The sequence below is a fragment of the Spirosoma sp. genome, assembly GCF_026391055.1.
Lineage (GTDB): Bacteria > Bacteroidota > Bacteroidia > Cytophagales > Spirosomataceae > Spirosoma.
This window is the reverse complement of record NZ_JAPLET010000029.1, coordinates 67,897-94,196: the sequence shown is the minus strand read 5'-3', so window position 1 is coordinate 94,196 and position 26,300 is coordinate 67,897. Positions and strand designations below refer to the sequence as shown.

The 26,300-nt window shown below is 46.9% G+C and carries 39 protein-coding genes and 1 tRNA gene; 29 read left to right on the top strand and 11 right to left on the bottom strand.

From position 1 onward, the window contains the following. The first annotated feature begins 75 nt into the window (after nt 1–75). From NT073_RS28345 to NT073_RS28320, 6 genes are all read left to right on the top strand, one after another. On the top strand, nt 76–1,281 hold the full coding sequence (locus tag NT073_RS28345) for a glycosyltransferase (RefSeq protein WP_297380712.1): 1,206 nt from the start codon (nt 76–78) through the stop codon (nt 1,279–1,281). A gap of 86 nt (nt 1,282–1,367) precedes the next feature. Further along, complete coding sequence (gene rsmG / locus NT073_RS28340; RefSeq protein WP_297380709.1) at nt 1,368–1,997, top strand: 16S rRNA (guanine(527)-N(7))-methyltransferase RsmG; 630 nt, start codon at nt 1,368–1,370, stop codon at nt 1,995–1,997. Nucleotides 1,998–2,105: 108 nt separating this feature from the next. Continuing rightward, entirely contained in the window at nt 2,106–2,408 is a 303-nt protein-coding gene (locus NT073_RS28335; RefSeq protein WP_297380707.1) for a hypothetical protein, read from the top strand. A 102-nt stretch (nt 2,409–2,510) separates the two neighbouring features. Then, nucleotides 2,511–2,584: transfer RNA gene (locus NT073_RS28330), tRNA-Asn, on the top strand. A 260-nt stretch (nt 2,585–2,844) separates the two neighbouring features. After that, on the top strand, nt 2,845–4,044 hold the full coding sequence (locus tag NT073_RS28325; RefSeq protein WP_297380705.1) for a phage integrase SAM-like domain-containing protein: 1,200 nt from the start codon (nt 2,845–2,847) through the stop codon (nt 4,042–4,044). A 132-nt stretch (nt 4,045–4,176) separates the two neighbouring features. Next, nucleotides 4,177–4,752: a hypothetical protein gene (locus NT073_RS28320; protein WP_297380702.1), complete on the top strand. Its 576-nt coding sequence runs from the start codon at nt 4,177–4,179 to the stop codon at nt 4,750–4,752. Nucleotides 4,753–4,859: 107 nt separating this feature from the next. Here NT073_RS28320 and NT073_RS28315 read toward each other — a convergent pair whose 3' ends face one another. Genes NT073_RS28315 through NT073_RS28275 form a run of 9 tightly spaced genes read right to left on the bottom strand, consistent with a single transcriptional unit; the run spans nt 4,860 to nt 8,232 of the window. Continuing rightward, entirely contained in the window at nt 4,860–4,997 is a 138-nt protein-coding gene (locus NT073_RS28315; protein ID WP_297380699.1) for a hypothetical protein, read from the bottom strand. 7 nt (nt 4,998–5,004) lie between these two features. Continuing rightward, nucleotides 5,005–5,238 (bottom strand): hypothetical protein, encoded by a 234-nt coding sequence (locus NT073_RS28310; RefSeq protein ID WP_297380696.1) that lies wholly within the window; start codon nt 5,236–5,238, stop codon nt 5,005–5,007. Next, nucleotides 5,216–5,527: a hypothetical protein gene (locus tag NT073_RS28305; RefSeq protein WP_297380694.1), complete on the bottom strand. Its 312-nt coding sequence runs from the start codon at nt 5,525–5,527 to the stop codon at nt 5,216–5,218. The genes NT073_RS28310 and NT073_RS28305 overlap by 23 nt, the downstream gene beginning before the upstream one ends. Beyond that, nucleotides 5,524–5,790, bottom strand: coding sequence for a hypothetical protein (locus NT073_RS28300; protein WP_297380691.1), 267 nt, complete (start codon nt 5,788–5,790; stop codon nt 5,524–5,526). Before NT073_RS28300 ends, NT073_RS28305 begins: the two co-directional genes overlap by 4 nt. Before the next feature lie 13 nt (nt 5,791–5,803). Beyond that, nucleotides 5,804–6,052, bottom strand: coding sequence for a hypothetical protein (locus tag NT073_RS28295; RefSeq protein WP_297380688.1), 249 nt, complete (start codon nt 6,050–6,052; stop codon nt 5,804–5,806). Then, nucleotides 6,036–6,923, bottom strand: a complete 888-nt coding sequence (locus tag NT073_RS28290; RefSeq protein ID WP_297380685.1) for a hypothetical protein — start codon at nt 6,921–6,923, stop codon at nt 6,036–6,038. The genes NT073_RS28295 and NT073_RS28290 overlap by 17 nt, the downstream gene beginning before the upstream one ends. A 50-nt stretch (nt 6,924–6,973) precedes the next feature. Then, nucleotides 6,974–7,324: a hypothetical protein gene (locus tag NT073_RS28285; RefSeq protein WP_297380682.1), complete on the bottom strand. Its 351-nt coding sequence runs from the start codon at nt 7,322–7,324 to the stop codon at nt 6,974–6,976. Continuing rightward, nucleotides 7,321–7,818, bottom strand: a complete 498-nt coding sequence (locus tag NT073_RS28280) for a Rad52/Rad22 family DNA repair protein (RefSeq protein ID WP_297380680.1) — start codon at nt 7,816–7,818, stop codon at nt 7,321–7,323. The genes NT073_RS28285 and NT073_RS28280 overlap by 4 nt, the downstream gene beginning before the upstream one ends. A 51-nt stretch (nt 7,819–7,869) precedes the next feature. Further along, entirely contained in the window at nt 7,870–8,232 is a 363-nt protein-coding gene (locus NT073_RS28275; protein ID WP_297380677.1) for an SH3 beta-barrel fold-containing protein, read from the bottom strand. A gap of 244 nt (nt 8,233–8,476) precedes the next feature. Between NT073_RS28275 and NT073_RS28270 the strand changes: the two genes are divergently transcribed. From NT073_RS28270 to NT073_RS28190, 17 genes are all read left to right on the top strand, one after another. Next, a complete protein-coding gene (locus tag NT073_RS28270; protein WP_297380674.1) occupies nt 8,477–9,205 on the top strand; it encodes a helix-turn-helix transcriptional regulator in 729 nt (242 codons plus the stop codon). A 68-nt stretch (nt 9,206–9,273) separates the two neighbouring features. Beyond that, nucleotides 9,274–9,993, top strand: a complete 720-nt coding sequence (locus tag NT073_RS28265) for a hypothetical protein (protein ID WP_297380671.1) — start codon at nt 9,274–9,276, stop codon at nt 9,991–9,993. Between the two features lie 155 nt (nt 9,994–10,148). Continuing rightward, a complete protein-coding gene (locus tag NT073_RS28260; RefSeq protein ID WP_297380668.1) occupies nt 10,149–10,499 on the top strand; it encodes a hypothetical protein in 351 nt (116 codons plus the stop codon). 52 nt (nt 10,500–10,551) lie between these two features. Then, the gene (locus tag NT073_RS28255; RefSeq protein ID WP_297380665.1) at nt 10,552–11,850 is read left to right on the top strand and encodes a PBSX family phage terminase large subunit; all 1,299 of its coding nucleotides are present in this window, start codon (nt 10,552–10,554) and stop codon (nt 11,848–11,850) included. Between the two features lie 2 nt (nt 11,851–11,852). Continuing rightward, the gene (locus NT073_RS28250) at nt 11,853–13,727 is read left to right on the top strand and encodes a hypothetical protein (RefSeq protein ID WP_297380663.1); all 1,875 of its coding nucleotides are present in this window, start codon (nt 11,853–11,855) and stop codon (nt 13,725–13,727) included. Nucleotides 13,728–13,741: 14 nt separating this feature from the next. Further along, entirely contained in the window at nt 13,742–14,620 is an 879-nt protein-coding gene (locus NT073_RS28245; protein WP_297380660.1) for a hypothetical protein, read from the top strand. A gap of 27 nt (nt 14,621–14,647) precedes the next feature. Then, nucleotides 14,648–14,920, top strand: coding sequence for a hypothetical protein (locus NT073_RS28240; protein ID WP_297380657.1), 273 nt, complete (start codon nt 14,648–14,650; stop codon nt 14,918–14,920). Further along, nucleotides 14,917–15,345, top strand: coding sequence for a hypothetical protein (locus NT073_RS28235; RefSeq protein ID WP_297380655.1), 429 nt, complete (start codon nt 14,917–14,919; stop codon nt 15,343–15,345). The genes NT073_RS28240 and NT073_RS28235 overlap by 4 nt, the downstream gene beginning before the upstream one ends. Nucleotides 15,346–15,408: 63 nt before the next feature. After that, complete coding sequence (locus NT073_RS28230) at nt 15,409–15,987, top strand: hypothetical protein (protein ID WP_297380652.1); 579 nt, start codon at nt 15,409–15,411, stop codon at nt 15,985–15,987. A 5-nt stretch (nt 15,988–15,992) separates the two neighbouring features. After that, complete coding sequence (locus NT073_RS28225) at nt 15,993–16,178, top strand: hypothetical protein (RefSeq protein WP_297380648.1); 186 nt, start codon at nt 15,993–15,995, stop codon at nt 16,176–16,178. Between the two features lie 117 nt (nt 16,179–16,295). After that, complete coding sequence (locus tag NT073_RS28220) at nt 16,296–17,165, top strand: hypothetical protein (RefSeq protein WP_297380645.1); 870 nt, start codon at nt 16,296–16,298, stop codon at nt 17,163–17,165. A gap of 48 nt (nt 17,166–17,213) precedes the next feature. Beyond that, the gene (locus NT073_RS28215; RefSeq protein ID WP_297380643.1) at nt 17,214–18,365 is read left to right on the top strand and encodes a hypothetical protein; all 1,152 of its coding nucleotides are present in this window, start codon (nt 17,214–17,216) and stop codon (nt 18,363–18,365) included. Nucleotides 18,366–18,570: 205 nt separating this feature from the next. Beyond that, nucleotides 18,571–19,422 carry a hypothetical protein gene (locus NT073_RS28210; protein ID WP_297380640.1) on the top strand — a complete coding sequence of 284 codons (852 nt, stop codon included), beginning with the start codon at nt 18,571–18,573 and terminating at the stop codon, nt 19,420–19,422. Next, nucleotides 19,419–19,949 carry a hypothetical protein gene (locus NT073_RS28205; protein WP_297380638.1) on the top strand — a complete coding sequence of 177 codons (531 nt, stop codon included), beginning with the start codon at nt 19,419–19,421 and terminating at the stop codon, nt 19,947–19,949. Before NT073_RS28210 ends, NT073_RS28205 begins: the two co-directional genes overlap by 4 nt. After that, nucleotides 19,946–20,521 carry a hypothetical protein gene (locus tag NT073_RS28200; RefSeq protein ID WP_297380637.1) on the top strand — a complete coding sequence of 192 codons (576 nt, stop codon included), beginning with the start codon at nt 19,946–19,948 and terminating at the stop codon, nt 20,519–20,521. The genes NT073_RS28205 and NT073_RS28200 overlap by 4 nt, the downstream gene beginning before the upstream one ends. After that, complete coding sequence (locus tag NT073_RS28195; RefSeq protein WP_297380635.1) at nt 20,502–20,897, top strand: hypothetical protein; 396 nt, start codon at nt 20,502–20,504, stop codon at nt 20,895–20,897. Before NT073_RS28200 ends, NT073_RS28195 begins: the two co-directional genes overlap by 20 nt. Further along, on the top strand, nt 20,897–21,463 hold the full coding sequence (locus tag NT073_RS28190) for a hypothetical protein (protein WP_297380632.1): 567 nt from the start codon (nt 20,897–20,899) through the stop codon (nt 21,461–21,463). The genes NT073_RS28195 and NT073_RS28190 overlap by 1 nt, the downstream gene beginning before the upstream one ends. Nucleotides 21,464–21,733: 270 nt before the next feature. Here the strand turns inward: NT073_RS28190 and NT073_RS28185 are convergent, their stop codons facing one another. Both NT073_RS28185 and NT073_RS28180 read right to left on the bottom strand, forming a co-directional pair. Continuing rightward, the gene (locus tag NT073_RS28185; protein WP_297380630.1) at nt 21,734–22,090 is read right to left on the bottom strand and encodes a hypothetical protein; all 357 of its coding nucleotides are present in this window, start codon (nt 22,088–22,090) and stop codon (nt 21,734–21,736) included. An 8-nt stretch (nt 22,091–22,098) separates the two neighbouring features. Continuing rightward, nucleotides 22,099–22,359, bottom strand: a complete 261-nt coding sequence (locus NT073_RS28180) for a hypothetical protein (protein WP_297380626.1) — start codon at nt 22,357–22,359, stop codon at nt 22,099–22,101. Nucleotides 22,360–22,735: 376 nt separating this feature from the next. On the opposite strand from NT073_RS28180, the gene NT073_RS28175 reads away from it, so the two are divergent. The 6 genes from NT073_RS28175 to NT073_RS28150 all read left to right on the top strand — a co-directional run bounded on the left by NT073_RS28175 (nt 22,736) and on the right by NT073_RS28150 (nt 26,233). Continuing rightward, entirely contained in the window at nt 22,736–22,948 is a 213-nt protein-coding gene (locus NT073_RS28175; RefSeq protein WP_297380623.1) for a helix-turn-helix transcriptional regulator, read from the top strand. 222 nt (nt 22,949–23,170) lie between these two features. Beyond that, complete coding sequence (locus tag NT073_RS28170; protein ID WP_297380620.1) at nt 23,171–23,581, top strand: hypothetical protein; 411 nt, start codon at nt 23,171–23,173, stop codon at nt 23,579–23,581. Beyond that, a complete protein-coding gene (locus tag NT073_RS28165; protein ID WP_297380617.1) occupies nt 23,574–24,881 on the top strand; it encodes a phage integrase SAM-like domain-containing protein in 1,308 nt (435 codons plus the stop codon). Before NT073_RS28170 ends, NT073_RS28165 begins: the two co-directional genes overlap by 8 nt. Nucleotides 24,882–24,895: 14 nt before the next feature. Beyond that, a complete protein-coding gene (locus NT073_RS28160; RefSeq protein WP_297380615.1) occupies nt 24,896–25,228 on the top strand; it encodes a hypothetical protein in 333 nt (110 codons plus the stop codon). After that, the gene (locus NT073_RS28155) at nt 25,221–25,478 is read left to right on the top strand and encodes a hypothetical protein (RefSeq protein WP_297380613.1); all 258 of its coding nucleotides are present in this window, start codon (nt 25,221–25,223) and stop codon (nt 25,476–25,478) included. The genes NT073_RS28160 and NT073_RS28155 overlap by 8 nt, the downstream gene beginning before the upstream one ends. Continuing rightward, nucleotides 25,475–26,233, top strand: a complete 759-nt coding sequence (locus tag NT073_RS28150; RefSeq protein WP_297380611.1) for an antA/AntB antirepressor family protein — start codon at nt 25,475–25,477, stop codon at nt 26,231–26,233. Before NT073_RS28155 ends, NT073_RS28150 begins: the two co-directional genes overlap by 4 nt. Nucleotides 26,234–26,300 lie beyond the last annotated feature (67 nt).

The following is a 26,300-nucleotide window of genomic DNA, read 5'->3' as shown; positions in this document are numbered from 1 at the left end:
TCCTTTATTCCCCCTTTTATCCTATCTTTGCTCTTCATTCAGAACCAACGCCTTAGCGAATAAACATCTCCGTTTGTGATTACTGCCCTGCTGCTATTCTGGCTATCCATAGTCGGTATTCAGCTTATCTATATCTTCTTCGTTTACACCAAAACGGCTTTTTATCGCCATCCAGACCGAAACTATGCTGTTTTATCCTACAATTCTGCCGACTATTATTCCGAATCAGACGATCAGCAGGGCGTAACTGTCATTGTCTGTGCACGTAATGAGTTAGCCAATCTTAAGGAGCTGCTCCCTCTGCTGAACAACCAGGACTACCCTACGTTCGAGGTACTCGTCATGGACGACCGCTCGACCGATGGCACCTACGCGTATCTGGAAAACGACATCCCTGAATTAAGCCGGGTTCGTGTTATTCGTATTGACAAAGAACACCAGCACGTAACACCCAAAAAGTACGCCCTCACCATTGCCATTAAAAAAGCCCGCTACCCTACTGTTCTGCTCACAGATGCAGACTGTCGCCCGGCTTCCCTGAACTGGCTCTCCGAGATGACTGAGCCGTTGATTTTCGGCTCCAAAGATATTACAATTGGATTCTCGCCTTATGAGTATTACCCGGGGCTGCTCAACCTGCTGATCCGTTCAGAAACCCTGTTTACGGCTATTCAGTATTTTTCACTGGCCCTGTCGGGACGGCCCTATATGGGAGTTGGCCGGAATATGGCCTACCGGGCCGACCTATTTTTTGCCAACAAAGGCTTCTATACGCACATGAATGTGGTTGGTGGCGACGATGATCTGTTTATCAACGAAGTCGCTACCCGATCTAACACATTCGTTTGTCTGGCACCCGACACCTTTGTATGGTCGAAACCCAAGACAACCTGGGCCGACTGGCGGCAACAGAAACGACGGCACCTTAATGTGGGCAAGCACTACAAAACGGGCAATAAAGTACGGCTCGGGTTACTCATCGGCTCGCATGTGCTAAGTTGGGCTGTTGCTCTGGTAGTGGGGTTGCTGGTACTCGTTCATGCGCTTCACTGGTATTCGTTTTCCAGCGACGAGTGGTTACTTTTGCTGGTTGGTACAGGCTTTTTTATTCTCCGGCAACTTGCGTTCTGGGCAATTGTCGGACGAATCAGCCACCGATTGGCCCACACCGTTCACTGGTCGTTCATACCGTTCATGGACCTGCTAATAGCGGTTTATTATGGACTGGCTGGCCTGAAAACGCTGTTCAACCGTCGCAAAAAACAAATCTACTGGCGATAGACTTTTTAATAAAGAGTAAGAATTGAAAAGTGAAGAACAAATAACCGTTGGTCATTATCCATTATTCTCCACTTTTCTCCCATTTTATGAATATCGATCTTATTTTAAAATATTTTCCCAATCTGACGGCTAAGCAGAAGGAGCAGTTTGCGGCTCTGGACGGCCTGTATCGGGATTGGAATGCCAAAATCAACGTTATCTCCCGGCAGGACATCGATGCGCTTTACGAAAAACACATTCTGCATTCGCTGGGAATTGCTAAAATTGTGTCGTTCAAGCCCGGCACCGAAATTCTCGATGTAGGTACGGGCGGTGGTTTTCCAGGCATCCCCCTTGCCATTCTGTTCCCCATGGCCGATTTCCATCTGGTCGACAGCATTGGCAAGAAGATAAAAGTTGTACAGGAAGTTTCCGGCGCACTCGGTCTTACGAACGTGAAAGCCGAACAAATCCGGGTTGAGCAGTTGAATACAACCTACGATTTTGTGGTTAGCCGGGCCGTTACCCGTTTAAAGCCGTTTTTAGGCTGGATACGCTATAAAATCCACAAAGCGGGCAACAACGACCGACCTAACGGTGTTCTGTACCTCAAAGGGGGCGACCTGGCCGAAGAGCTAGCCGAAGTACCAGACCGGTACCGCGTCTACGACCTCTCGGATTATTTCGACGAACCTTTTTTCGAAACCAAGAAAGTAATTTATGTACCTAAAAAGTAGTTAGGAGCGAGGAGTTAGAAGGGCTGACCGCACCGGCGGACCGGCATCCTTTTTTCGCTAACGCGTCAGCCCTTCTAACTCCTCACTCCTAACTCCTCCCAATAAACCATGTCAGAAAAATTCCGCTCCAGTAGTTTCAAAGATCCCCTCAACCCCGATGTGGTTGAGTTCAACGACAAAGGCGTTACGTTCCGTGCCCGTAAGCTGATTGGTGGCACCGACAATTTCGTGTTCTATTCCGATATATCGGGCGTAGAGATCGACAACGGCTTGTTCTTCTCGACCATCCGGGTCATTCCGCGAGCCCGTCCTGAGATCGTTATCCAGAATTTTTCGAAGGCGGATGCCCGCCGGATCAAGGAACTGATCCTTGAAAACGTGCCGACTCACCGGCCGGATGCGTTTCGGTAAAAAAATATCGTACTGATAATCATCTGCTTGCCTGAAAAGTCAGATTTTTTTTAGCCGTATACTTGCGTGGTATCTTCCTGAAGGCTACTTTTGCACCACGATTCCCGAATAGCTCAGTCGGTTAGAGCATCTGACTGTTAATCAGAGGGTCGCTGGTTCGAGCCCAGCTTCGGGAGCATCACTAAGGTTTTTATTACCACAGGCCACTAGCAATAGTGGCCTTTTTTGCGTTCAGAGCCTCCAGCGCCCAATCGCTTTTTATCCACAGGTACACGCCCTTTACTATCAGTTAATTATTCAACGATACATGGGCTCGATACATGGCTTTCATGTAGCGGAAATCTTTTTGCTACGCACCATCAATTATAAAGCTCCGTTATCTAGTTTTCATTTTTAATATTAACAAAACTAGATGTATTCATGATTACCAAAAAAGATGCCAATAACGGTACGCTTTTGCAAAAGGAAAAACTACACTACCTTACAGATCCGTATTACCGTTGATGGTGTAGAGGGTTCACCCTTTTCAACGGTTAAGAATAAAAAGACCATTCAAATTGATGGTCTTTGGGATCAGAAGAAACAGAAGCGGACCGATAGAACGCAGGCAGCAATTGATTTCAATGACCAGCTCAACCAGATCGACCGCGATATCAGAGCTATCCACAAACGCCAGCTTTCGGTAAATTTCCCGGCAACACCTAAGTCGATCCAACTTGAATACCAACGGGGCGAAAAACCAGAGCAGCTGGCACCCCTCCCCGTCATTCCTCAGAATACCTTACTCAAAGCCTACCGGGATAAGATCCACCAGTTGCAGAGTTATAAAGGCACGGAAAACCAGTTGTCCGGCAGTACCATTGAGAAATGGGAATATGGGCTTACCTACCTGGAAGAATATTTAATAGGCCGAGGTGAATCCCATTTAAAGGCCGAGCATGTTAGTGTCGGATGGGCAAAAGATTATCACCTGCATTTAATGAAGATTGGGCCAATGTCAGCAGATTCGGCCACTCGGTATGTAAAGCGGATCAGTGATGCCCTGGACAGTTTGGTAGACTATCGAACCATAGAGTTTAACCCATTGGCTCATTACAAATTTGGACGGGCAAAAACGAAGGATGTGTTTTTTCTGGAGAAAGAACATCTTAGAAAGTTTTGGCAGCTGGATAACCGAGGCAAGGGCGGTGAGTGCATTTGGTGGATGGGATTGGTTCTGCTTACTGGCTTAGACTATCCGGATGCCGTCAGGTACGTTCAGAACCGGCAGGCATACGATAAGCCAGGTAACAAACGTCCGTCGATTGTCATCCGCAGGAGCAAACCACCTAAAGCTGAATGCAAAATACCAGTGTGGCCAGAGCTAACGGCATTACTTGAATTTACGCCGGCTGGAGAGCCGCCAACCGCCGACGAGATAAACGCGTATATGCGAGGGGTGGAGGTGTTGATTGGCTTTGATGAACGATTTACCCTGAAGATCGGCCGCAAAACAGCCGGTTATATATTTTTGCTCAGAGGGTACACCATTCGTGCTGTTAGCCGGATCCTGGGGCACTCCAGCATTGCCATAACAGAACGGTATTACGTTAAGGTCACTTCAGAATTGGTCGACCAGGAAACTGATAATTTATAGTTTATCCAAACGCTACCTTTACTTGTGTGTAGTATAGTAAGGATGAATATATAACACTTAAAAAGTTAGTATATATTCATCCTTGCTCATCAAAGTTATTTGAATAAAATATTTTATTCTTATTTAAAATAAATGGAAACACCTGACAACATAGCACCTGACATCTTTTATTGGCGAGAAGGAAAAAGAATTGTTCGTTCTGAATTCATGCATTTCCTTTTCCATCATAAGCTTATTGTGAATGCAGCCGAGGGAGGCCTTGTACTTGGACCCTCTCATGATGACGGAGGTATTCAGCTTATCGCTCAGTTGGATAATGAATATATTTGGAGAGGTGAAATGGAAGGTTATGAATATTTAGTTAATCCAATTGGTACTGACAAATACCATCAAGAGCTTACAAACATAAATACTTCAAATCCACCAAATATATTCCTTTTTGAGGAATACGAAGTACCCAAGAACATTTCTATTCTTGATTGCAGACCAATTACAATTGATGGTATGGAATTTACTAAGTGGATTGGGCTTACTAATTACAACCATTGGATTGTTAACAAAACGGCAACCCAGTCTCATTTATTAATTATCAATAATATAAATGTTACCAGTTGGAATGAACCTCCGACCTCTGAACAAGATATTTGTAAAAGTTGGTGGCAGAGGCTCGTACGAAAAATAAGTGTTTATTTAAAGAAGCTGAATTAGCAGAGTAATAAGCCTGTGCATTAGGGTGATAGTGAACAATAAAAGGAAATAACACCAGAAAGACCATTGTAGGTGTACGCAAAACTATCGGCCTCCCTGGCATTATTTTACCAGCCTCTTACAGCTGTGATGACAGGGTGTTGCCGATGCACCCGTTTGGCTTGAATGAACTGCACCGCCAAGGCTGACAGCGCGAATAATAGAAAGGCTCTCAATGCCCGTTTGATCGTGCGGATAGTGATCATGATTAGTTTAAGTCTTTGAATAACCGAGATTGCGTTTTTCGACTTCCAGATTAATCGCTTCCAGATGAAAGTGAGCGAATTCTTTACACCACGGCCCGATGGGGTTTTCAACCCGTTTTGCCATATCGTCCCCCCATTTTGGCAGCCACTGATCACTCATATTGGCGTAATGCTTTGTGATCAGTGGGTAATCAGCCAGAGTCTTTGGTGGACTGAAATTAAGTTGCTGTTGTTGACTCATGTAGATTAGGCAGTTTAGTTTTGTAAATCCACACTTTACGTTCATCAATCCACTCCAGCACTTTAAGCCAGGCCGCTTGTTCATCCAATGTTGATTCAAGCAAATCAAGGGCGTGGAAGTAAACCGGGCGTTTGTTCTTTACCTCCCCGTCCGGATCGGGTGGATGTGTGAGGGTGTAATAATTAGTATTGTCGACTTGGCCAGCGTAAATCCAATCTTTGACAAACCAATCGGATGGCACATAGATGAGCGTACCGGGCTGGAGGGCGTTAAGTTCTTCCGTTGTCATTTCTGTATTAGCGATAGGAAAGGATATTTGCCCTCGGTTAGCTTCGTTTCAATTTCCTGCACGAAGTCATGGTTGTTTATATCGTAGTTCACGCAGAATACAGGTCCATGATAAAACAGCGTCATTCCGCTGACTTGATAATTGAAGGCTAACAGCGTGTGTAACTCATCGAAATCCCATCGATGGATAGAATCAATAATGGCGGTTATTATTGCCCCCTCCTCATGTTTGTAAATCTGAATTGTATTTATCAATTCTGTCATTGTTGGATGTGCTTTATTCCTCGTCATCGGGTTTTAAAAACCGGTTTATTTTCTTCAGCAATTCCATCTGTTGGGCAGGTTTGACAACCTTAATGCCCCTCTCCCGGCATAGTTCGGCCACAACCCCATACGGGTTATGACACTTACGAGTACAGACCACAGACCCGTTTTCGTTACAGGTGACAACCCGGCCGCTGCCATCAATGAGGGTGTAGCGGCCGGGATCATCCCCATGGTCCAGGATTTCAGTCCACCGGCTCATTCGCAGTAATAGCCGGTTGCAAGGCCTGCATGTTTGGCACGATAAGGGTTTCAAGGCGATCCAGCACGAAACTTTGCCTTAAATAGCTAGGGGCACGGTCAACTAAGGAGCGGTAATCATCTAAACCAAGGCATTGAGCCACGTAGCATTCATGAACTGAATTGATGTGAGAAACAATGCCTGTTAACCGACTGTGAAAATCGATCAGACCCATTTCAGCTAAAACCAATTGCTCAATTTCCCGATTGCGTGTAGATATCCGCAACCGTTGCATTAAATCAAAATAGGTCGTTCTATTGACCTGAGAGCCAATCAACCGGCATACATCAGTGTCAAGTTTCGCAATCAGGTGACCGTTATAATCGCGTAATGCCCTAGATGGGCTCATCTGTACAGCCTTAAAGCAGGCTTCAAATTGTCGCTCCCGAGTAGTAGCCAAAAAGTGCGTTAGTGCCAGCTGATCCGTGAGATTTTTTACCTTATAATCGTCAGGCGTCCCATACATGTAAAACGATAACGATTTGGGATATACGCCCATCGAAACGTACGAAGAAATCTTGCGTACAATGTTTTCTTCATTGGACAGATTAGACCCCATAACGCGTAAAAAGGCGCGGGCGCTGAAAAGAACACTGTAATAAGCCTGGGGGAATGTCCAATGCAGGGAGCTTTGTAAATATTGCTCATCGTTCACCACTGGAGTAATCCGCAGGGCGTATTCCGCTGACCAGCTGTTGAGCAACAAATGATACAAGTCGGTTGCATTCACATTGCTATCCATACCTTCAACCTTTTTCATGAGGGCGATATCCGGGTGTGAATTCGATGTGAGGTGATCAGACAAGGCAATGAAATTGTCAGAGAAGAGCATAAATAAAAGTGGTTATGCCTGCCAACGCATGAGCATCGGCAGGCGGTGAATTAAGTGAAAGGGATAAAGTCAATGTCTGGCTCGATGCGTTGAATGCCCAGCCATTTAATACGTGCTGTTAGTTGGATGATGCCATGCGCCGGTACGTCATCGTTACCCTCATCGTCAGAGCCAACACAGAGCCCCTTGCCAACCATAGGAGCCGGATTGCTTCCGAACATGAAAGAGGCCGGTAACGGATCCGCATCTAAAATCTCGTCATCCAAATAAATGACGTCATCCGCGCCAATTGCGGCCGTGGTAATCCTACGGCAGTCAAGTAGCTTATAAATGTCCTCCAAGCCGTTTTGCTCGACAACGGTGATGGTTTCCGCATCAGGATCAATCAGGAAGGCTTTCATCTTGCGGAAGGTTTAGCGTGTTCAGGTTTCAATACCACCACATCCCGCACCGCACCACCGGCATTGATCTTTTCGACCATCTTATCAAGCAAAGGCGTTGCCCAATTCGGAATGTATTTATCCGTAGTCTCGATCAGCACTTTGGGGAACTCATACAAAGCCCGACCCAACCCAAATTGCACGGCTGCCCGTTTCATGGCATCACTAATGCCCCCCTTTACCGGTTCGACAGCCGTACGGCTTGCCCCATCGGTTTTGCGGACGATTTCACCACCCGGCATCACAGCCGTAATGGTGCATAAGAAACCACCGTCAATTTCCTTGATTTCGTTCTGCCAGCCAGCCCAGCCGAATTGTTCATCAAACCGTTGCATGACACACCGATTGGTGATGTAGGGTACAACGACAATTTTCTGACCGTCTTTCGTCTGGCTTTGCACCCGCCACTCAATTTCATGAATGGTAAGCGGAGCGGTAATCACGTTTAATTCCATACGTACTGGAGGAGTTTATGGCCCGGTACAAGACCGGGCCGGATTGGAGAATTAACCGATTGAAATCAGGGCGTCAGCTTGAAAACTTTTCCATTGATTCGCCCAGATATCGAAATACTTAATGGTATTCGTTTCGGGCGTACCTGCCTGTTTAGGCTGTTTATCGGTGGGAATGTGTGCCGTGTTACGAGTCGCCAGCACCGAACGAATTGTACCATCGACCTTTTTGAACTGAATCCAGACCCCACGCTCATCGGTTTGAGAAAGGATCAGTTTAGCCCGTATTGCGGCATAGGCTTTCTTTAATGCCTCACCAAAAGCGAGTCCTGATTTACGAATCAATTGCCACGTCAGGCGCAGAACAGAGGGGCGGTCATTGCGGGTAATCGTTGGGTTGCCGATTGCCGTTTTCATAATTTTTGATTATTTACTTAATGGTCGAAGTTGGGTTGATTCACTCATTTGATACACAAATGTAATCAAATGATTTCAAATGGCAATGACTTTGCCCCTTCATTCGATCAATAATTAAATCAAATGATTACAAATTGAAAGTTATTGATTAATCGGTTTATTGTCAGACCGTTGGCGGCTTTTACCAGTTTATTGTAAATCCGCATACGCTGATTTCCTTTGCCTGCAAACGAGATGCAAACGGATGACTTTTGGCGAGAAACTAACCCACTACCGCACTCAAACCGGCGTACCACAAACCGTATTGGCTGACTTGCTGGATTTGAGTTTGCCAACTTATAAGAAGCTGGAGCGGAGCCAGCGCCGGGCATCGGCGGCGGAGGTGGCGCAGTTCGCCCAGTGGTCCGGCATTCCTTTGTCATTCCTGACCGACGATGCCCAGGCGTTGCCGGATCCGTTGCCCGTTACGCCGGACATTCACAGGATACCCCGAGGCAGACCCGCCAAAGTGGTTACGCCTGATGTTAGCTTTCAGGGTAAACGTATAGCTTTTCGAGTGCGGCAACTCATCGATCAACGCTTTGATGGGAGTGCCCGCGATTTTGCCGAGGCGGTTTTTATCAATGAAACCTTACTCTCCAGATATCTAAATGGCAAGCGGGAAATCAGTGACCGCCTATTGTTAAAAATTGTCCGCCTGTTACCCGACATTTCCATTGCCTGGCTCCGATCAGGAGCCGGTACCATGACAACCAACGTGACACCTGTTGATAAGCCGTGCCACGATGGGCAACAGCTGTTTGATTACCTGACCAGTAAAGGTCTGTTTTGGGTGGACTTGCAAGAGGCCATGGGCTTATCGTCCCTTTCTTCAGCCACAGAATATAAAAAACGTGGTACCATACGCCATGAAACCCGGCAACGTATAGCGGACGCGCTAAAAGTGGAGGTGGGGGATATATTCAGCTGTTAGCAGCCGTGTTACCCCTTTGCCTATCAAGTTGACATTTAAACGGTAAAAAGCGTATTTTCGCCTTTACCATGGAGACTCCGAGTAATGATTTCAACTTTGATCCAATAGATCCATCACTATTCGGATTCGATTTAGACTTAGGCACTGGCTTTGACTCACAAGCGTGGTTTATCCGACCACCCAAAACCAGAGAGATTGCGGAATACCTGTTAAAGTACGATGACGCCGAAAAATTGGCGGAAGCGGTCCAGCTGGAGACAGACAGCCGGTTTTTTGCCGTCGTCAATGGTTCGTTCTATTTCGGGGATTTTATAGAGGCCTTGATAATCCGGAACGGGTACAGTGTCAACAAAATGACGATATCAACCCTATCCATGAACGAAAACAATGTGGATAGCTTGGTAAGCCTCATGCTGGCCAAAGTCAAAACGCTCAACCTGATTGTCTCCGACTATTTCTTTTCCCATGAGCGTAACGGTCTGACACCGTATATCTATGAGCAGTTAGGCCAATTCCCCGGATTTCAGTTGGCAGTGGCAGGCACCCATTGCAAACTATGTGCTTTTGAAACCGAATGTGGTAAGCATGTTGTCATTCATGGTTCGGCAAACCTCCGCTCATCGGGAAACATCGAACAAATTATGATTGAGGAGAATCAACAGTTGTACCAGGTAACCGATGAGTTTCAATCCAGAATTGTAAATAAGTACAAAACCATCAATAGAGCCTTACGGCATTCAAAATTATGGCAAGTGGTAGCACCGCCTACGGAAAAGGCAACAGACTAAAATCGAATCCAGGAAAGAAGGGCGCACCATCGGCGGCGGCCCAAAGACGGGCGTTTCAACTGGCCCGCGATACGTCCGCAACACCGTTTTAATGACGTTTAAGAGGTTTACCCATGGAGGATCAATTTGACACTTTTGACACAGATAAAAGGGCAATGTTAAAAGCCTTACACCGCTCCATGGGCATCGTATCCACAGCAGCAGCCAAGGCGAATATTTCCCGGCAGACCCATTACAACTGGCTGAAAACAGATCAAGCCTACAAGGAAGCCGCTGACCTGGCCACAGAGTCAGTCATTGATTTTGCCGAATCCAAGCTATTCCAACAGATTGGCTACAATGACACTACCTGTATTATTTTCTTTCTGAAAACGAAAGGTAAAAACCGTGGATATGTGGAGCGGACAGAGCAGGTGGTAAAGAAAGGGGGCCGTACCGTTGTTCGTCCTGATGCTGATGGTAATATTATCATTGAAGACGAAGAGGAGGGAGACGATGAGTCGTAAAAGACTGGACCGAAAGCTCTTTACAGGCATGTTTGCCAGATATAGAGCCGCAATGGAAAGCAACAAGCGTTACATCGTCATAGTTGGCGGCTCTAACAGTAGCAAATCATATAGTGCGCATCAATCGGAATGTTTATCACTCTTAACAGCCAAAGCCGACACGTTGATGCTCAGAAAAAAGTCTGTTGATCTTCGTAAGTCTTGTTACAAGCTCGTTAGGAAAAACTTTCAAAGTTGGGGCTATATTCCTGATAGGATTGCCATGACTTATTCGGGTGACAATCGGGCCGCTCGTGATAAGAAAACAGGCAGAGAAATTGCTTTTGTTGGGGCAGCTGACATTGCCTCTTTAAAATCAGCGGCTGAATATTGCCGGGCGGTTATGGAAGAGGCCGACCAATTTGAGTTTGAAGACTTCTTAGAGCTTGATCGACGCGTTCGGCATCCAACAGCAAAAGTTCAAATCGTCTTAGTTCTAAATCCAGTCTCTGAAGATCATTGGATTAAAACGCAATTGATAGACAATCCGGCTTACGCTGACCAAGTATTAGTCGTTCATTGTACATACCATGATAATGAGTATGCCGCTCCCGAAGATATTGCCCGCCTGGAGGCACTTAAGGATATCAGTGAATATGATTACGAGGTTTACGTTTTAGGCAAATGGGGTCAGATCCGAACCGGCAAAGAGTATGTGCATAATTTCTCCTTTGTCAAACACGTCAAACCGGCACCCTTCATACCAGGTACACCCGTACACCTCAGCTGGGATTTCAACGTAAACCCCTACATGACGATGACCTGTTATCAGATTGCGCCAAGCGGATCCGGAGGTTGGCAGGTACGCCAGTTCGATGAAATATGTTTGGAGCATCCGCGCAATTCAGTGGAGGCGGTTTGTGAAGAGTATTTGGCCCGTTACTGGCATTCCTACCCCATGCATCTACGTTCCCAAGGTTTTGTCTATGGTGATGCCCAGGGCAACAACCGGATTGAAGGCAAATCCAATGAACGGCGTTACGATTGGGTTAAAGCAGGCTTACGGCCGATACTGCACAACAATTCCGACAGGACAATGAAGCATAACCCGAGCGTCATCCGACAGCGGGATTTCTTCAATAACATATTGGGTGGTAAGTATCCAATTGAATGGATCATTGACCCACGTTGCAAAAACACCATTGTCGACAATCAAAAGCTCAAACAGGGTGAGGTTGGCTTTTTGGTTGAAAAGGCAAAGGATGCCGCTGGTACCACCTATGAGAAGTACGGGCACTGTTACACGACCGAAAGCTACTTTGCCATTGGTGCATTCTCCAATTTTTTTGAACAGGACATGAATCGTCGTTAATTATGATTGAGATTGAAAAAGCCATTGCCCGGCTGGATCGGGCGGCCAAACTAAAGCAACGCGGTAGGCACATCAACTATCAGCGTACCATCGACCTGGCAGCTGATTACACCGCTCTGGCCACCGGTCAGGATTACGCCCGTTTCTTGGTTCAGTTCAAACGGCGCGAAGATGACCCCGGATTTGTTCAACGGGAGTTGATTACCATCCCTAAAACGCCATCAATCCTTAAGCCGGCATTGGCGCAGTTTCAACGGTTGTCCCGCCTGCAAAACATCCGGAAGCTACTGACCTTTGACACCAAAGAGGATGCCAAAGAACTGGAGCCTATCAAAGTAGCACTCGACGAGTTTTACGGGGAGGAGGGTATTGATGAATACCTATCCTTACTATTCGATTGGGTTGCCCTGATCGACCCGGGCGCATTTGTGGCACTGGAGTTTGAAAAGGAAGCTAACACCATCAAACCATGGGGTGTAATTTATTGGTCATCGGAAGTCTACGAATGGGGAAAGAACCGGCAAAAGCAACTGAACTACCTACTCGTTGAAGAAAACCTGACGGTAGTAGATCAGAATGGCAAAGAGTTTGACGTAACGGATTACCTGTTGTACGCTGGAGAGTACGTTTTACGGTATTCACAGATGAATAGTGGTGAGCAAAATCGGCAGACCGAGGAGGGTGTTAGTTACGAAGATTCGCTACCTAAAGCCATAGACGGATATGACGCCATCTACCAGCCAGAAACCAACGGACCGAAGTACCTCCGCCAACGGTATGAAACGAAATTGCCTTTCGTACAGGCCTATCCGTTAGGCTACCTGCCCGACCTGGCCACTAAGTTTGAAACCTACGTTTCACCCATTGAACCGGCCCGTTTATTGTTGGTCGACCATTTGCGAACAGGATCCAATTTCGATTTAACGAAGTACCTGCACACCTTTCCGCAGCGTGTTCAAGCGGTGCCACCGTGCCCAGGTGAAAACCCATCCATGAACCTGACGTGCAATGGTGGATTCAAACCAGACGGCAGCAAGTGCGGAAAGTGCGGAGGCAGCGGCCTGATGACCGCCCACACACAGCCGATGGATACGTTGGAGGTATCGATTAAGGACCTTGACAAGATTCCTGAACTCTCCAAGCTGATCGTTTACGTTCAGAATGAGTTAAGAACGTTTGATGCGCTGAAAGGTGATTTGGCCGATCTATCGAATGGGGTGTATGTCGCCATATTCAATAATGAGTTGGTACCAAGGCAATCGGTTGTTGCGTCGGATCCGACCGCCACTGAGATTGGCGTAAAGCGTGACGATATCAACAATACATTGATGCCGTTCGGTAAGCATAAAGCCGCTACCCGTAAGTTTTTGATACGAGCGACCGCCGTGGTCGTTTCGCCGGTAGGATTCGATTACAAAAAGCTGGGTACTGTCTATGACCTGCCAAAAGACCTGAAGCCAGTTTCGACCAGTGAAATTTACGCCGACCTAAAAGCCGCCATCGAAGCCGAGGCACCGGCCTTTGAGATTGAGCAGCTAATAAAGGATTTGGCGGAAAAGCGTTATGAAGGTGACCCTGAGGGATTGCGTAAGTATCAGATCCGCATGAGCTATATTCCCTTTATGGGGCTCAGTTGGGCTATGGTTCAGTATCTGGATGCGAAAGGCTACATCCGCAAACGGGATATGGTGTTACTCGCCTATCAGGATAGCGTATTTTCTGACCTGGAGCGGTCGAATGCGAAATTTTACGAGATGAAGGATACTGAGCGAACACCCTTGATCAACACGTATATCGACAAGGTGATGGCCGACTTGCCAGCCGAAACGCTACAAGTCAACATGGGTAAGGTCTTACCGCTTAATGATCCTCAGTAGCAGAAAACCGCCTAATGACGCCAGAGCAACGAATAACCGCCATCGAAAAGCTGATTGCCGATTTTGAAGAGTCGGTAATTGGTGTTGAACAGGATTTGGCAAATCGACTCATCGAAGCCGCCGCCAAGCTCATTGCGGATCCGGCCCAAACGATGATTGTCCTATCCGGATGGAATAACCAGTGGTCCGCACTCATTCAGGAATTAGCCCAAGGTCTGTTGGCAGTATCCGAATTAAACACCGAGTATTTTACCGCCATGAGCGTAAAACCAGCGGTGGTGGAGGAGGGTAAAACGGTGTTTCTCTCAGCGATCGGATTGACAACAACCGGCTACCTGATTAAACAGGGTTATTTGTCGCAGATCCTCAACGACACCAGCACAGCCCGCAAACTGATCAGCCTGGTAACGGATGCCAAATTGCGCAAACTGGATGCCGGGCAGCTGACGGCCATTGTCTCTCCAGCTGTGCAGGGCAAAGCCAAAGTGCCGGGCATCTTAACGAATCTATTTAACTCCCTCGATACCCAACCCCATGTGGAGGCCGATCGGGTGTTGCAACGTGCCATTGCTATCCGGGCCAACCTGAAAGCAAGTTTGTACTTAGGTGGTTTGATCGAGTCATCACGGCCATTTTGTGTGGAGCGTAACGGCAAAACATTCCTCGACAGTGAAACGGAAAAGTTTGGAACGCCCCGAGACACGTACGGAGGCTATTCGGATAAGTCGAAAGGGTTGTTCAACGGCAAGCCACGAACCGGGTATGACCCATTTACCATGTGCGGAGGGATCCGTTGCAGACACCATCGGAGTTATATCAACAACGCCGAAGCGTTACGGCGCCGGAGCGATCTGGAGGAGAAGAACGGAGTATTACGTATCAAGAAACAATGAAGTATTCAAACTTAACTAACAATCAATATGTCTACAATCGCAGCACGCTATTCAAAGTATACCCGACTACCATTAGACAAATTCACCCTGAAGCGTGAACTGTGGGCCAATGTGGTATACAGGGCAACGGTAAAACTGGAAGACATACCGGATAATTTCTGTTCGGTAGCATCGGTTTGCGTCAGCAAGGGGGAATTGTTCGAAGTCTTTAGCGAAGAACAACTAATAGAAGCGGAAGCATTTGCCGAAGTAAAGCCCGTCAGTTCGTGTCAATGTGGAAAACTAATCACTAACCAATGAAACAGTGGTATATCAAAAGAGTCCAAGAACGGTTGGAGAGGCATTTTACCCGCAACTTCGCCCGAATCCCAGAAGAGGAGTTTGTTTGTGGAGAGATGCGCTACAACTATCAATGTCATCGGGTTGCCGTTCACCATTGCTTTTTGCAGCCTGAAAACAAAATGTTTCTCGTCTATGCGCTCGATAATCGGGATCAAAGCACCTGCCTACATGTTATCAACCGCCTGCCATCGGGGCATTATCAGGATAATACGTGGGGAAGTGAATTCCGTTTTCATTCGTATTATTTTATTAAAGAGATTTTGCCTGACCAGTACCACCGGGTACCCGAACTCTTTGATAACCATCGTCGGGATTACATCAAACTGTACGCTCGTTATTGGCTCATACGGTTATTGCGTATACAGCCTACAGATGTGTTCTAAGTTGAAGAACCAATATTTTTTTATATTATTGTTTGACTTTTAAACGGTAAAACGCCTTTTAATATGAATCCTTTTCAAGAAAACATCCAGGCAAGTAAGGATGGTATTCCTAAGATGTTCAGCCAACATCAATTGGACCAAATTGGCCTTAATGCCGATGGTACCTATGATGGATGGGCGATCACCCAACCGACGCCCGAAGGCATACCCGGTTTGTCTGGTGAGAAGGCTGCCCAGCCCACACCGGTAGGTATTCCGCCGTTCAGTGAGGATCCGCAAAAGCCAGGTGCCAACGATTTTGATCCCAACCGGATTGACGATACCACCCCGGTTGATCAGTCCAACGATCAGGTTGTTTCATCGGAGCCCAAAACGGACAATGAAACCCCGGTTGGTGACCAGAACGCACCTCAATCGGTTGATGCCCCGGTTGACGGTAAGATTGACACGACTGTCGACACCAGTGTTGATGGTAATGCCGATGCCAAACCAGCAGATGCCCCAACGGGTGATGCTGCAACCGCTTCGGATCAGACAGCCGAAAGCCAAACGGAGGGTACCGACACTACAGGTACCGATACCAATCCCACTATCACCGAAGAGGTAAAAACTAATCGAAGCCGAAAGGCTAAACCTCAGTAACCAGCATGCCAGACAGAGACAAGCAAACGCCCTCGCCAGCATTGGTGGAGGGCGTTGACAAAAAGGCAAAATCGGGTGAAATGATCAAGTTCCGGAACACGATCACCCAGGCAGAATCCAACCTACCTATTGAGGACTATAACCGCCTGAAAGATGGTAAGCTCCTTACAAACGTGGAGGTAATCCGGTAAAGACATTGTGGCCCGCCATGGCTTGAACTGGCTCAACAACAACGAACGAAGTGGCCATGCAGACGGCCTATTGTCTGTTAACTCTCATTGTGCTCGCACCGGCTAGGTGCATCAACTATGTTTAACGCTGAAGAATTTGCCAAGTTCATGGGTCCATTCCTTGCCAAAATGCTTGGATTGACCTTAGAACAGGTACAGGAAAAAGCCTCCACAGAGGATGGAGCTAAAGAACTCGAAACGCTGTACAGCACGAAAGTTTACAAAGGCCGTCATTCGGCCGGTATGGGTGAAGCGCAAAAAAAACTCAACAAGGCCCTTAAGGACACATTTGGGATTGATGTTGATGAAACCGCCGATATCCCCGCCGCCATTGCCGCGCTGAAGGACAACTACACGCCAGAACCCGTCGATGATAAGGATAAAACCTTGTCAGATGCCAAGTTCAAAGCAGACAGCCGATACATCACGATTGAGCAGCGCGCCACCAAAGCGGAGTCGGAGGCTGAAAAGCTAAAAACCGACTTCGACACACGCGTAAACAATCGTATTGCCGAACTGAACCTGCAACAAAAGGCAGAAAGTGCCCTAACTGAACTGAAAGCCATTTTGCCAACCCACGAAGGGCAGAAGAAACTCCTTGTCGACCAGTACCGGAACTCGTTCACAGGCATTTCCGAAAAAACCGAGAATGGACAGACCTACTACTTTGAGGGTGACAAGCGGCTTGAAGATCAAATGGGCGTTCCCCTCACATGGGAGCAGATCCGCCAGGAGCGTGCCAGTCAGTTTTTTGAGTTCGAAGCTCCAGACCGTGACTCGTCAGGTGCCAAAAAAGAGGGTGGTAACCCTCCAGCCGGTCCCAAGAAAGTGGTCAACCTGCAACCACGCACGAAGGATGCGTTAAACACCATTTTGGAAGATGATTCTATCGAACTCGCGGATCAGCAGAAAGCCCGCGATTTCTTTGACTCACTCCAGCGAGCCTAACCCGAAAGGCGGTTTCGGGCACTAACACGACTTTTACTTTTTATTTCGATGGCAGCAGGTGATTTCACTGCAACAGACGTTCCCCGGTTAAAATTGGCCGCACGGTCAGCATGGGCAGATGCAAAGGCAAATGGTGATGATGTCTTGTATGACCCAACGGTTCAGGTGTTAAACGCGATCGCTCAGAACGATACCACAGCGTTTAAAAATGAACTGGAATTGGCTGACAATTGCGCAGGTGTGGAAATTGGCTGGGTAGAGCCCAACGTAAGTGTTTCGTCAAGCTCAAACTATCAGGTTCACCAGGTGGTACCTTGCGAAATCACCGGACCTATGGCCTCCAGCATTACGCAGACTTACAAGCTGCAACGGATGGTCAAAGCTACGTTCATGATCAAAGAGGCTTATTGTAAAAACCTGGCCAACTTTGAGTCAATCTATGCAACGCAGTCGTTGGCAGCTGACCGCGCCCTGATCAAACAACTTGGTGTACAGTTGTTGACAAAAATCCATGGTTATGCAGGTGTTAACAAGGTGCCAACCGTCGCTACCCAAGGCAACGAGTTCGGCGGTGCCAACCTTGGTACCATTGCCGCTGGAACTCCTACCCTCACCCGCATCCCACGCGGCAACCTGGTATGGCAGGATTTCATTCCCTACCTGCAACTACTGAAGCAACGCAACAAAATGCGGGCTCCTTACTTGCTGGATGGAACGATGTTCTTTAAAGCGCTTATCCAAGCGCAGCTGGAGACAGATCCGGCCAAACGCACGGCATTAGGGCTTGCCAACATCACGGCCGATTTGGATACGTTCATTGATGCCGGTATGCTCGACAAACTGTTTATGCTCGACCGGGGCGCCGTTGCCCTCTCGTTCAAGGCCGTCAACCCCGATCGGGCGGAGGATCTACCGAAAGACATGATCCGTTACAAGGAAAATGTCAATGGATTGGTTTTACCTCGTCAGGGTGCGGTCCAAAAGGATGTGTACGTTTCACGCCAAACAATTGCGGTACCAGGCCAAGCCGGTGACTGTGAATTGTACCGGGTATTCGAAAACCGTATTGTTTGGGATGCCTTTAAAAACCCAACCCTCACAGGTGACACCGGTACGGGCATTCTGGAATTCCAAGCCGATAACACGTTGCCAACAATCTGTTCGCCCGCTCCCTACGCGTGTCCTCCAGTGGTAGCCTAAGTTAAACCATGGTAAGTGGGTACCTGACCGGTGCCCGCTTACCTTATTTTTTGTCAACATGGATTGTCTTAAAGGCCTAGTCGGAATTGTCAAAAACCCGCCTACTTCGTTTCCGATCGGAGTAGATATCCAATCAAGTTTAGGCCTTTACGTCTGGAATTTGGTTGGATCCTGCTTACTCGCTGATGCAGACTCATCCAATGGCGTGGATCCTGCAACGTACTGGGCACCATTGATTGATGCCTATGAAGCGGCTATGCTGCAACTACCCGCCGAAATCATTGGCTTTATCGGCGGACGGGTTCAAAATCGGTTCAGTTCGTTTTCCCGGATGATTGGTGAAATCGACTCAACAACCATTGTTAGCGTCAGTGGATCAACGGCCGGCATTGAGTTTCGCACGAACGTACTAAAAGGCGGCAGTTTGGTGATCGACCGCCTTGGCCTGTTACTGAACGCCAACGTGGATGCCTTACCGGTAACCGTCCGCAAAAACGGTGTTCCTATTCGAGTCTGGACGCTGGATGTTGCCATGCTGGATAGCGCCAGTTATGATGTGACACCCCTTAAGCTGGAAACGGACGGATCGACCTATAGTATCACCTACCCACTTCTGGGTGGATACTACCCGCGCAACAACCAGCTGTCCTGTAATTGCGGCAACAAGGATTATAATCTGAACCTCGTTCTGGCAACTCCGCTCAGGAGCATCAATGGCAATTTAGCCCATGGACTGTTGCTGCACATCTACTCCGAATGCGACTTCACAGGCCTTGTCTGTGATTTGCTGGCCAACAACCAATACACGGCCGCCATCGGGTACATGCTGTACTACAAAACGGGGCTCAACGTCATCGACCAGTTGGAAAACGGGCAATTGTCTCCTTATACCCAGATCCGTGAAGGGGAGTTGGAAGCCAAAAAGGCAGAGTGGACCGCTAAGATGAGTGAGTACATCACATGGCTTACCCAGAACTGGAGCGGCAACATTCCGGATCAACGCTGTTACCTCTGTCAACCAGGCCTTACAATGCACCGTGGCACCTTAACCCTATGAACGAATCAGAAATGGCGGCACGATTCCGCGCCCTCGCTTTACGCCTGCCCGAATTAGGTGTTGAGTTGATGACGGAGGTTGCGGAAACAGGTGTATCGGTAATGGAAGCCCGTAGCATTGACACCGGTATTGATGCCGATGGCAGGCCGGGTAACAAAGCCAAATACTCTGAAAAAAAGGTGCCATCCTACTTTCTGAAAGGGCAGGAGTTAAATCAATCCGGCAAAAAGTACCTCGACGAAAACAAGCGGGTGAACTGGTATGGACTTCGGCAGGCACAAGGCCTGAAGAGTCAAGACGTCAACCTGACATATACCGGCGAAATGTGGAAACAGTATGGTGTTTTATCGGTAACCGTCAGCAACGGAAAGGTTAGCGCCCGCGTCGGCATATCGGGCGATCGGGCGGCGGTGTTTGTGGCTAACATCAAACGCTACGGGGCATTTTATCGCAATACCCCTGAAGAACTCGCCAACCGGCAACAAGATATCCAACGAGGCACCGCCAATTGGCTCAAACTATTATGAACGACCTTATTGCTGACGTACTGGTAAAACGCTTGATGCCCTTGAAAGTACAGGGATTATTGGCGGATGTTGTTGGACTGGTACAGACCATCGAAAGTGATGCCCTCTCAGGCAACAAAAAGAAACTTTCATATCCCGCCCCGATCGGATGCCCAACCGGCGATTGTCAGGACGATTGGAAACGACTGGTACCGGATCAGGCCAAACCCGGCTTTGTGTTCTTCGAGGGCGGTACCTATCGAACATCCATGGTGAATGGATTCAAGCGCGTTCAAACCCGGTTGACGCTCATTTGCTGGTTTAACGGCAAGTTGATTAACAACTGTATTCCTGACCGAATTGGACGGGTATTGATGGCAACAATGTGCCCCAATGGGCGAACAATACCCATAATGGATGAAGCCTCCGCCGTCACATCGCTCCAGCTTTCGGGCTACTCCAGCGCAACAACGGATCCATTCCTGAAGTACACCGGATTTGCTCCCTTATTCAATTTCAAAACGCCCCCCTATGGCTACGTCGCTATAGAGTTGGCCTTAACTGCCTTTGTCGATGAGTCTTGCCTTGTCTGAGTTCTTAGAATACACCGCTATGGCGTTTATCCTGGCACAAATTTCAGTCGCTTATTTCCGGTTTACCCAGCCCGGTGAGGTATTAGCCTGGTGGGCACGGTACCTGTACCATTTGCGTGAATTATACGCCGATTCAGCCGTCATGCGCGTCATTCCAAGTCCGGATGACAACCGATCCTTCAGCGCGATACGGCAGGAGGCTTATGATCGGTCTGAAATCTACCTGAAACCCATTTTGACGTGTGAGAAGTGCATTGCAGGTCAATTCGCTTTGTGGGTCGGACTCCTGTTTTTACCGTTCAATATCATCGGCCTGCTATACCTAATTGCCCTTTCGTCTTATCTGGCAACCTGGTTGCTAAACCGCCTCAACTAATGACTGAGCTAGTTAACATACCCGCCACTGCCACTGAATTTACGTGCAGATGGATTGATGAAGTTGGTAATTCACAATCCCAACTTTTTTTGATAGAAGATAAATTAAGCATTGACCGATTTAGCATGTTTGAACGGTTTCGGCTTGAGGTAGGACTAGGTGTATCGTTTACCGAACTTGTTAAGGTGTTGCGAAACAACATCGATTTGTGTGAACGGGCATTCCAGGGGGAAAAGGTGATGACAACGCTTATCAATACAAACTACAATGCATTGAAAGCTATTAATGACGTTGCCGCCAAACGACCCTTTGCGGTTTGGCTCTGTGCCCTGTTTATAAACATGCCTGATGAGGACCGACGCTATTTTAATGACCAGGTGATGCGCACGAAAATTGGCATCTGGGAAAGCGCAGGGATTGACTCCGCTTTTTTTTTGAGGCAGGCGCTCGGCTTGGTCGCCAATTTCTCGACAATCTCTTCCGAAATCACCGAAATGTCTTTGAGTCAGGATCAGACGATAAACAGCGAGGCCGACGAAAGCCACAGACCGAGCCTGGAACCATAGAGGCTCAAATTGCCACACGTCGGCAGTACTGGGCAGATCTGCTTACGGCCATGTCCGATGGTAACCCATCAGGAGTAGTAGCACTAAAAGCTATGGATACCATTGATTTCTATTTCTATTACCAGGCCTGGAAAAAACGCATAGAGGCTTCACAACCCAAGAAACATGAACGAGGTAGTTACACAGGAACTTAAGGAAAACGAGGGTAGTGACTGGCTATTAGTTTACTATAAAAAAACGCCTCCGCTATATTGGGCGGAGGCGGAGGTGTTATTTTACATCGTACTGTTGAAGCTCCGTATTCGTTCTCAACTGACTGAGCCTAATTATTTCCCGTTCATTCTCTTCTCGTTCATTAGCAGGTAAATTCTGATTTTGATTGATAGTCCTGATACGGGCTAAATTATTATCAATTGACAAGCAGGCCTTTTTAATCTTGTTCTTTTTTCGCCAGTCTTTTATTAGATATATGATGGCATAGCTAATAAAGGGGGCAATAAGAGCAACTGTACTGCGTATTTTAGAATCGTCGGTCAGTCCAGTACAAAGGCCAATAATCAGAGAGGTTAGGCCAGCTTGGTTATAGGGATTACCATCAGTTGATGAATCGGATTCAACTTGACTCATACTGACTATTAAGCAGGCGTTGAGTGATGATAGCGATTTACATAATCGACAAGCTTTTTGGCATCCTCTTTACTACCCTTAACAGAAATCGTAATTGATTCGGGAGCGTCTTTATGCTTGAACTCTACTGTATTCCGGCGTTTGTAATCGGACAGTAATGAGCGAAACAACTTATAAGCAAGCTGAAATCCAATAATAAATGCAATTGCCGTCGCAATCGTATCTATATGATTTACAGCAAGTTCTATGAGATTTCCAATCGCTTCCATAATACAATTGAGGATGTGGTTAGCTTCGTTATTTATACTACTCGTCTACTAAGGGACAACTGTTTAGCAACTACACAACAACTGTTGATCTACTGTAGAACTAATGTTTGAGCGTAACTTTGTTCTGCCTTTGTCAAAGTAACAACATATTTGGTCAAATGGTATCAAATGAAATCAAATTTATTTGCAGATAATCTTGCATATTTATTTGCAGATAATCCGTATTGAGCAGTTTTATTTTTGGCTGGCTAGCTGACGAATTACGTGTATATACATGAAATAATCCATTAGTCATTGCTGACCTTTAAATAAATGCTATCTTTCTACTTTACATATATGGCAACATTCTGCTACCTTTGAGAAAATAATTGCAACTATGGAAGGCGTTAAGCATAGCATAAGCCAGCAGATTAAGGAGATTAGAATTAGGAAGGGGTTAACTCAAAAAGAGTTGGGGGTAAAAATTGGGGTTTCCGAATCGGCAGTTGCTCGGTACGAAAGTGGCACATTGAATATGTCAACAGAGGTGCTATTCAAGATTGCTAATGCTATGGGTATGGATTTAAAAATAATCCTGACTGACAAATAAAAAATTTGACCTTACACTTGCATTATTTGTAAAGTCTTGCGATATTTGTAAAGTCAATGAGGCACAAGAAAGCTACACAGTACCCTAAGCGGGTTGCCTAGCGAAGTATGAAGTGAGTTGACAACAAAAAAAGGTGCCCATACAGAGACGGCGAATCTACTGCATGGGCGATGTGTAACAATCTAACCTCCAAGTCAAATGTGTAACACGGAGCAAAACTACGTGAAAGGGGATTCCTTTGCAATCCCAAATCCAGAAGCGGCCAAAACTACGGCCAAAGACCACCCCTTGCCTGACGATTGGCGTTCTGACTTCTTACTTAAGGTTGCCACTGATGACCTACAAAAGAATGACCTTTTCAGGGTTCTTGAGTTAGTGAGAGGTCAATTTGAGCGCAAAAACCCCATACCGGGAATAGTTTCTTTACTGGACTTCTATTTAATAAACGCGAAGGACATTCGTCAAATCGAACGAACTCACATTGATGCAGTCGTTAACCTCATTGGTTTCTTGGTAAATCTGAATAGCGAGTTCGATTATTTTAATATCGGCACGGACTATTGCAACGTAACAGCCTTAAATGATGAGCGAATTGCATCTTTAAAAGGTAAGGAGGGCCAATCTCATGCGTAACCTGCCTACCACAGCCCCTAAGACACTTCTTACTAAAAGAAGATTGCCGATCAGCATCCGATTTTGTCAGCGGAAAGGCTACTCAACCATTCAAATTCGTATTAGCGTGAATGGAGATGAGGGGTCAGCATTCTCTACACTAGCTGATGGCACTAGCTTAACGACAGCTAACATATCTTGGAATCAGGTGCAACAAAGGGCAGTTGATCGTTCCAATGAAGCTCGTAGGTTCAACGGTATTTTAGATGCTACAAGAGCTAAAATCAATGACGTATATGACCGACAGGTAGCAATGGGATTTAGCCCCACCCCTAAAAGCGTAAAAGAGGAGTACCAAACAGGCAAGCCTTTTACTCTCGAAGATTCCCCTAAAGCACAAAAGTGGTCGGCGGTTAATTGCTATGCCACCTATTTGAATGAGCTACAGTCGGGCGGATTTCCCGAAAAAGAGCTAAAAAAGACAACGCTAGATAAGTGGGGATACGGGCTGACCTATTTGCAGGCTTATATAGCGAAGACGCAAGTTGATGAGCCGTTAAGTATTGGACCTGCTGACGAGTTGACGGTTTTTTGGGTTAAGTCGTACCACCGTTGGTTAATGAAAACGGGACCAATGTCCGCCGACGCCGCCACGCGTTACGTAAATCGATTGGTTGAAGCGATTAATTACATAGTTGAGTCAGGAAGATTAAAGCATAATCCACTAGCTAATCAAAAACTACCTCGCGATAAAACAAAAGACGTTTATTTTCTTGACCATGAGCATTTAAATCGATTTTGGCAATTGGACCTACCGGGTAAAGCGGGCGTTGCTTGTTGGTGGATGGGGGTGATTTTTTTGACTGGATTAGATTATTGTGATGCTGTAAGGTATGTGGAGAACAGAGCTCTGTATGAGCGCACAAACCAGTGGGGGGATAAGAAGATTGTCATTAGTCGATCAAAGCCACCATTTGCTGAGTGCCACATTCCTGTGCTGCCCGCTTTAGAGTCTCTGTTGGCAACCCGGCCAACAAGTGAGATTCCGCAGGATTGGGAAATTAACCGTGAAATGTATGCCGTTGCTACACTTATCGGCTTTCAGCGTCGCCTGACCTGTAAGATTGGACGAAAAACAGCAGGAGCTATCTTCTATTCAGAGTATGAAGATATAGGTGCTGTTAGTCGAATGCTCGGCCATAGTTCGGTAACAATTACAGAAAGATACTACGTAAAAACAACCGGGCATACTGTCGATAAGGCTATGCAGAAGCGACATGTCAACACGGTAACCTATCAGCCCTTTCGTCGGGTTGCTTAATCCTCTTTCTTGCTATGGAAAATCACTCAACCCCAACGGCGGCTGCCGTTCGACGCGCCTATTGGCAAAAGATTATTGATAATCCGGGAGCATTGGAGCACTTAACTCACTTGCTCGAATTGATTACCATTCAATGCGAGGCACCAAACCAAGTGCCAACAATTAATGACATGCTCACAACATGGATTAGTCAAGCTCACGTTGATTTAGCTGACCTGCATACTAGGAGTCAGTTGCATACGGCCTTAAGTATGAGTTCATTTTTTGCCCGACTACGAGATACGTATGAGGCTTTCCAAATCGAGGCAGAGGAAGGCGCAAAAGAAGGGGGTGGAGGTCATGAATAAACCAACCACCACTCGCGCCAAAGCCGTAACGGTCGTTACGACGATTTCACAGACAACGGGCGAGGCTCGTTACCGGGTATGGCATCGCGTTTACAGCCGGTTGCAGCTTTTGTATGGTGTCAATCTAAATGCACACCCGCGTCAGGCTGGCGAAAGCCTTATAAGTGTAGCTGAACGGTTCGGCTACATAGAGGAGCTATATGCTGTGGTATTAGCAGAATGGATTTTTTCAGAAGCGGTTGAAGCATGAATGAGCTAATTCAAATCACTACGGGCGGACAAGGTTCGCCCGTAGTGTCAGCCCGCGAATTGTATATTTTCTTAGGGCTTGATGAATCACAGTGGTCAAGATGGTCAAAGAAGAATATCATTAACAATCCTTATAGCACAGAGGGGGAAGATTGGCAAGTTCTCGACATGATGTCGAAAAATACAGAAAAGGGCAGACCCTCTGTCGATTATGCACTAACGCTGGATTTTGCTAAACGGCTTTCCATGTTAGCCCGAACGGAAAAGGGCGAGGAGGCGAGGCGATATTTTCTGGAATGCGAAAAACGACTCCAATCACCTATCCCAACCACTGAGCAGGTGCTTATTCAGCTAGTTGCTCAGCAGAATCAACTTATGGCCGGAACACAGGAGTTGCTCAGTCAATTACGTGCTGACGTGGATCGCATTATGTCTGAGGACCGCTCCGCCACTGCCCCGCGTCAAATTCGGCGTGGTAGTCGTCAGCTTGGTTTGCCGGGCATGAACGCACCTCATCCCTCATTACGCCAACGCATTAACCGTAAAATAGACGACTACTGTGATTATCAGGGTTACAACCGGCGAGAAACCTGGAATTACCTCTACAGGCGGCTATTTGAAGTCTATGCTATCAATGTACATCGCCTTAAGCAAAATGAGGGGGAAAATATGCTTGATACACTAGAACGATACGGGCACCTCGATAGCCTGCACAAGCTTGTTGTTAATGAACTTAATACCTCAGATGATTTATGAACAGCAAGCCCCTCTTAAAAAAGACTTCCCTTGTTCGTCTTATTCGTCAGCTACCCGAGTATGAAGA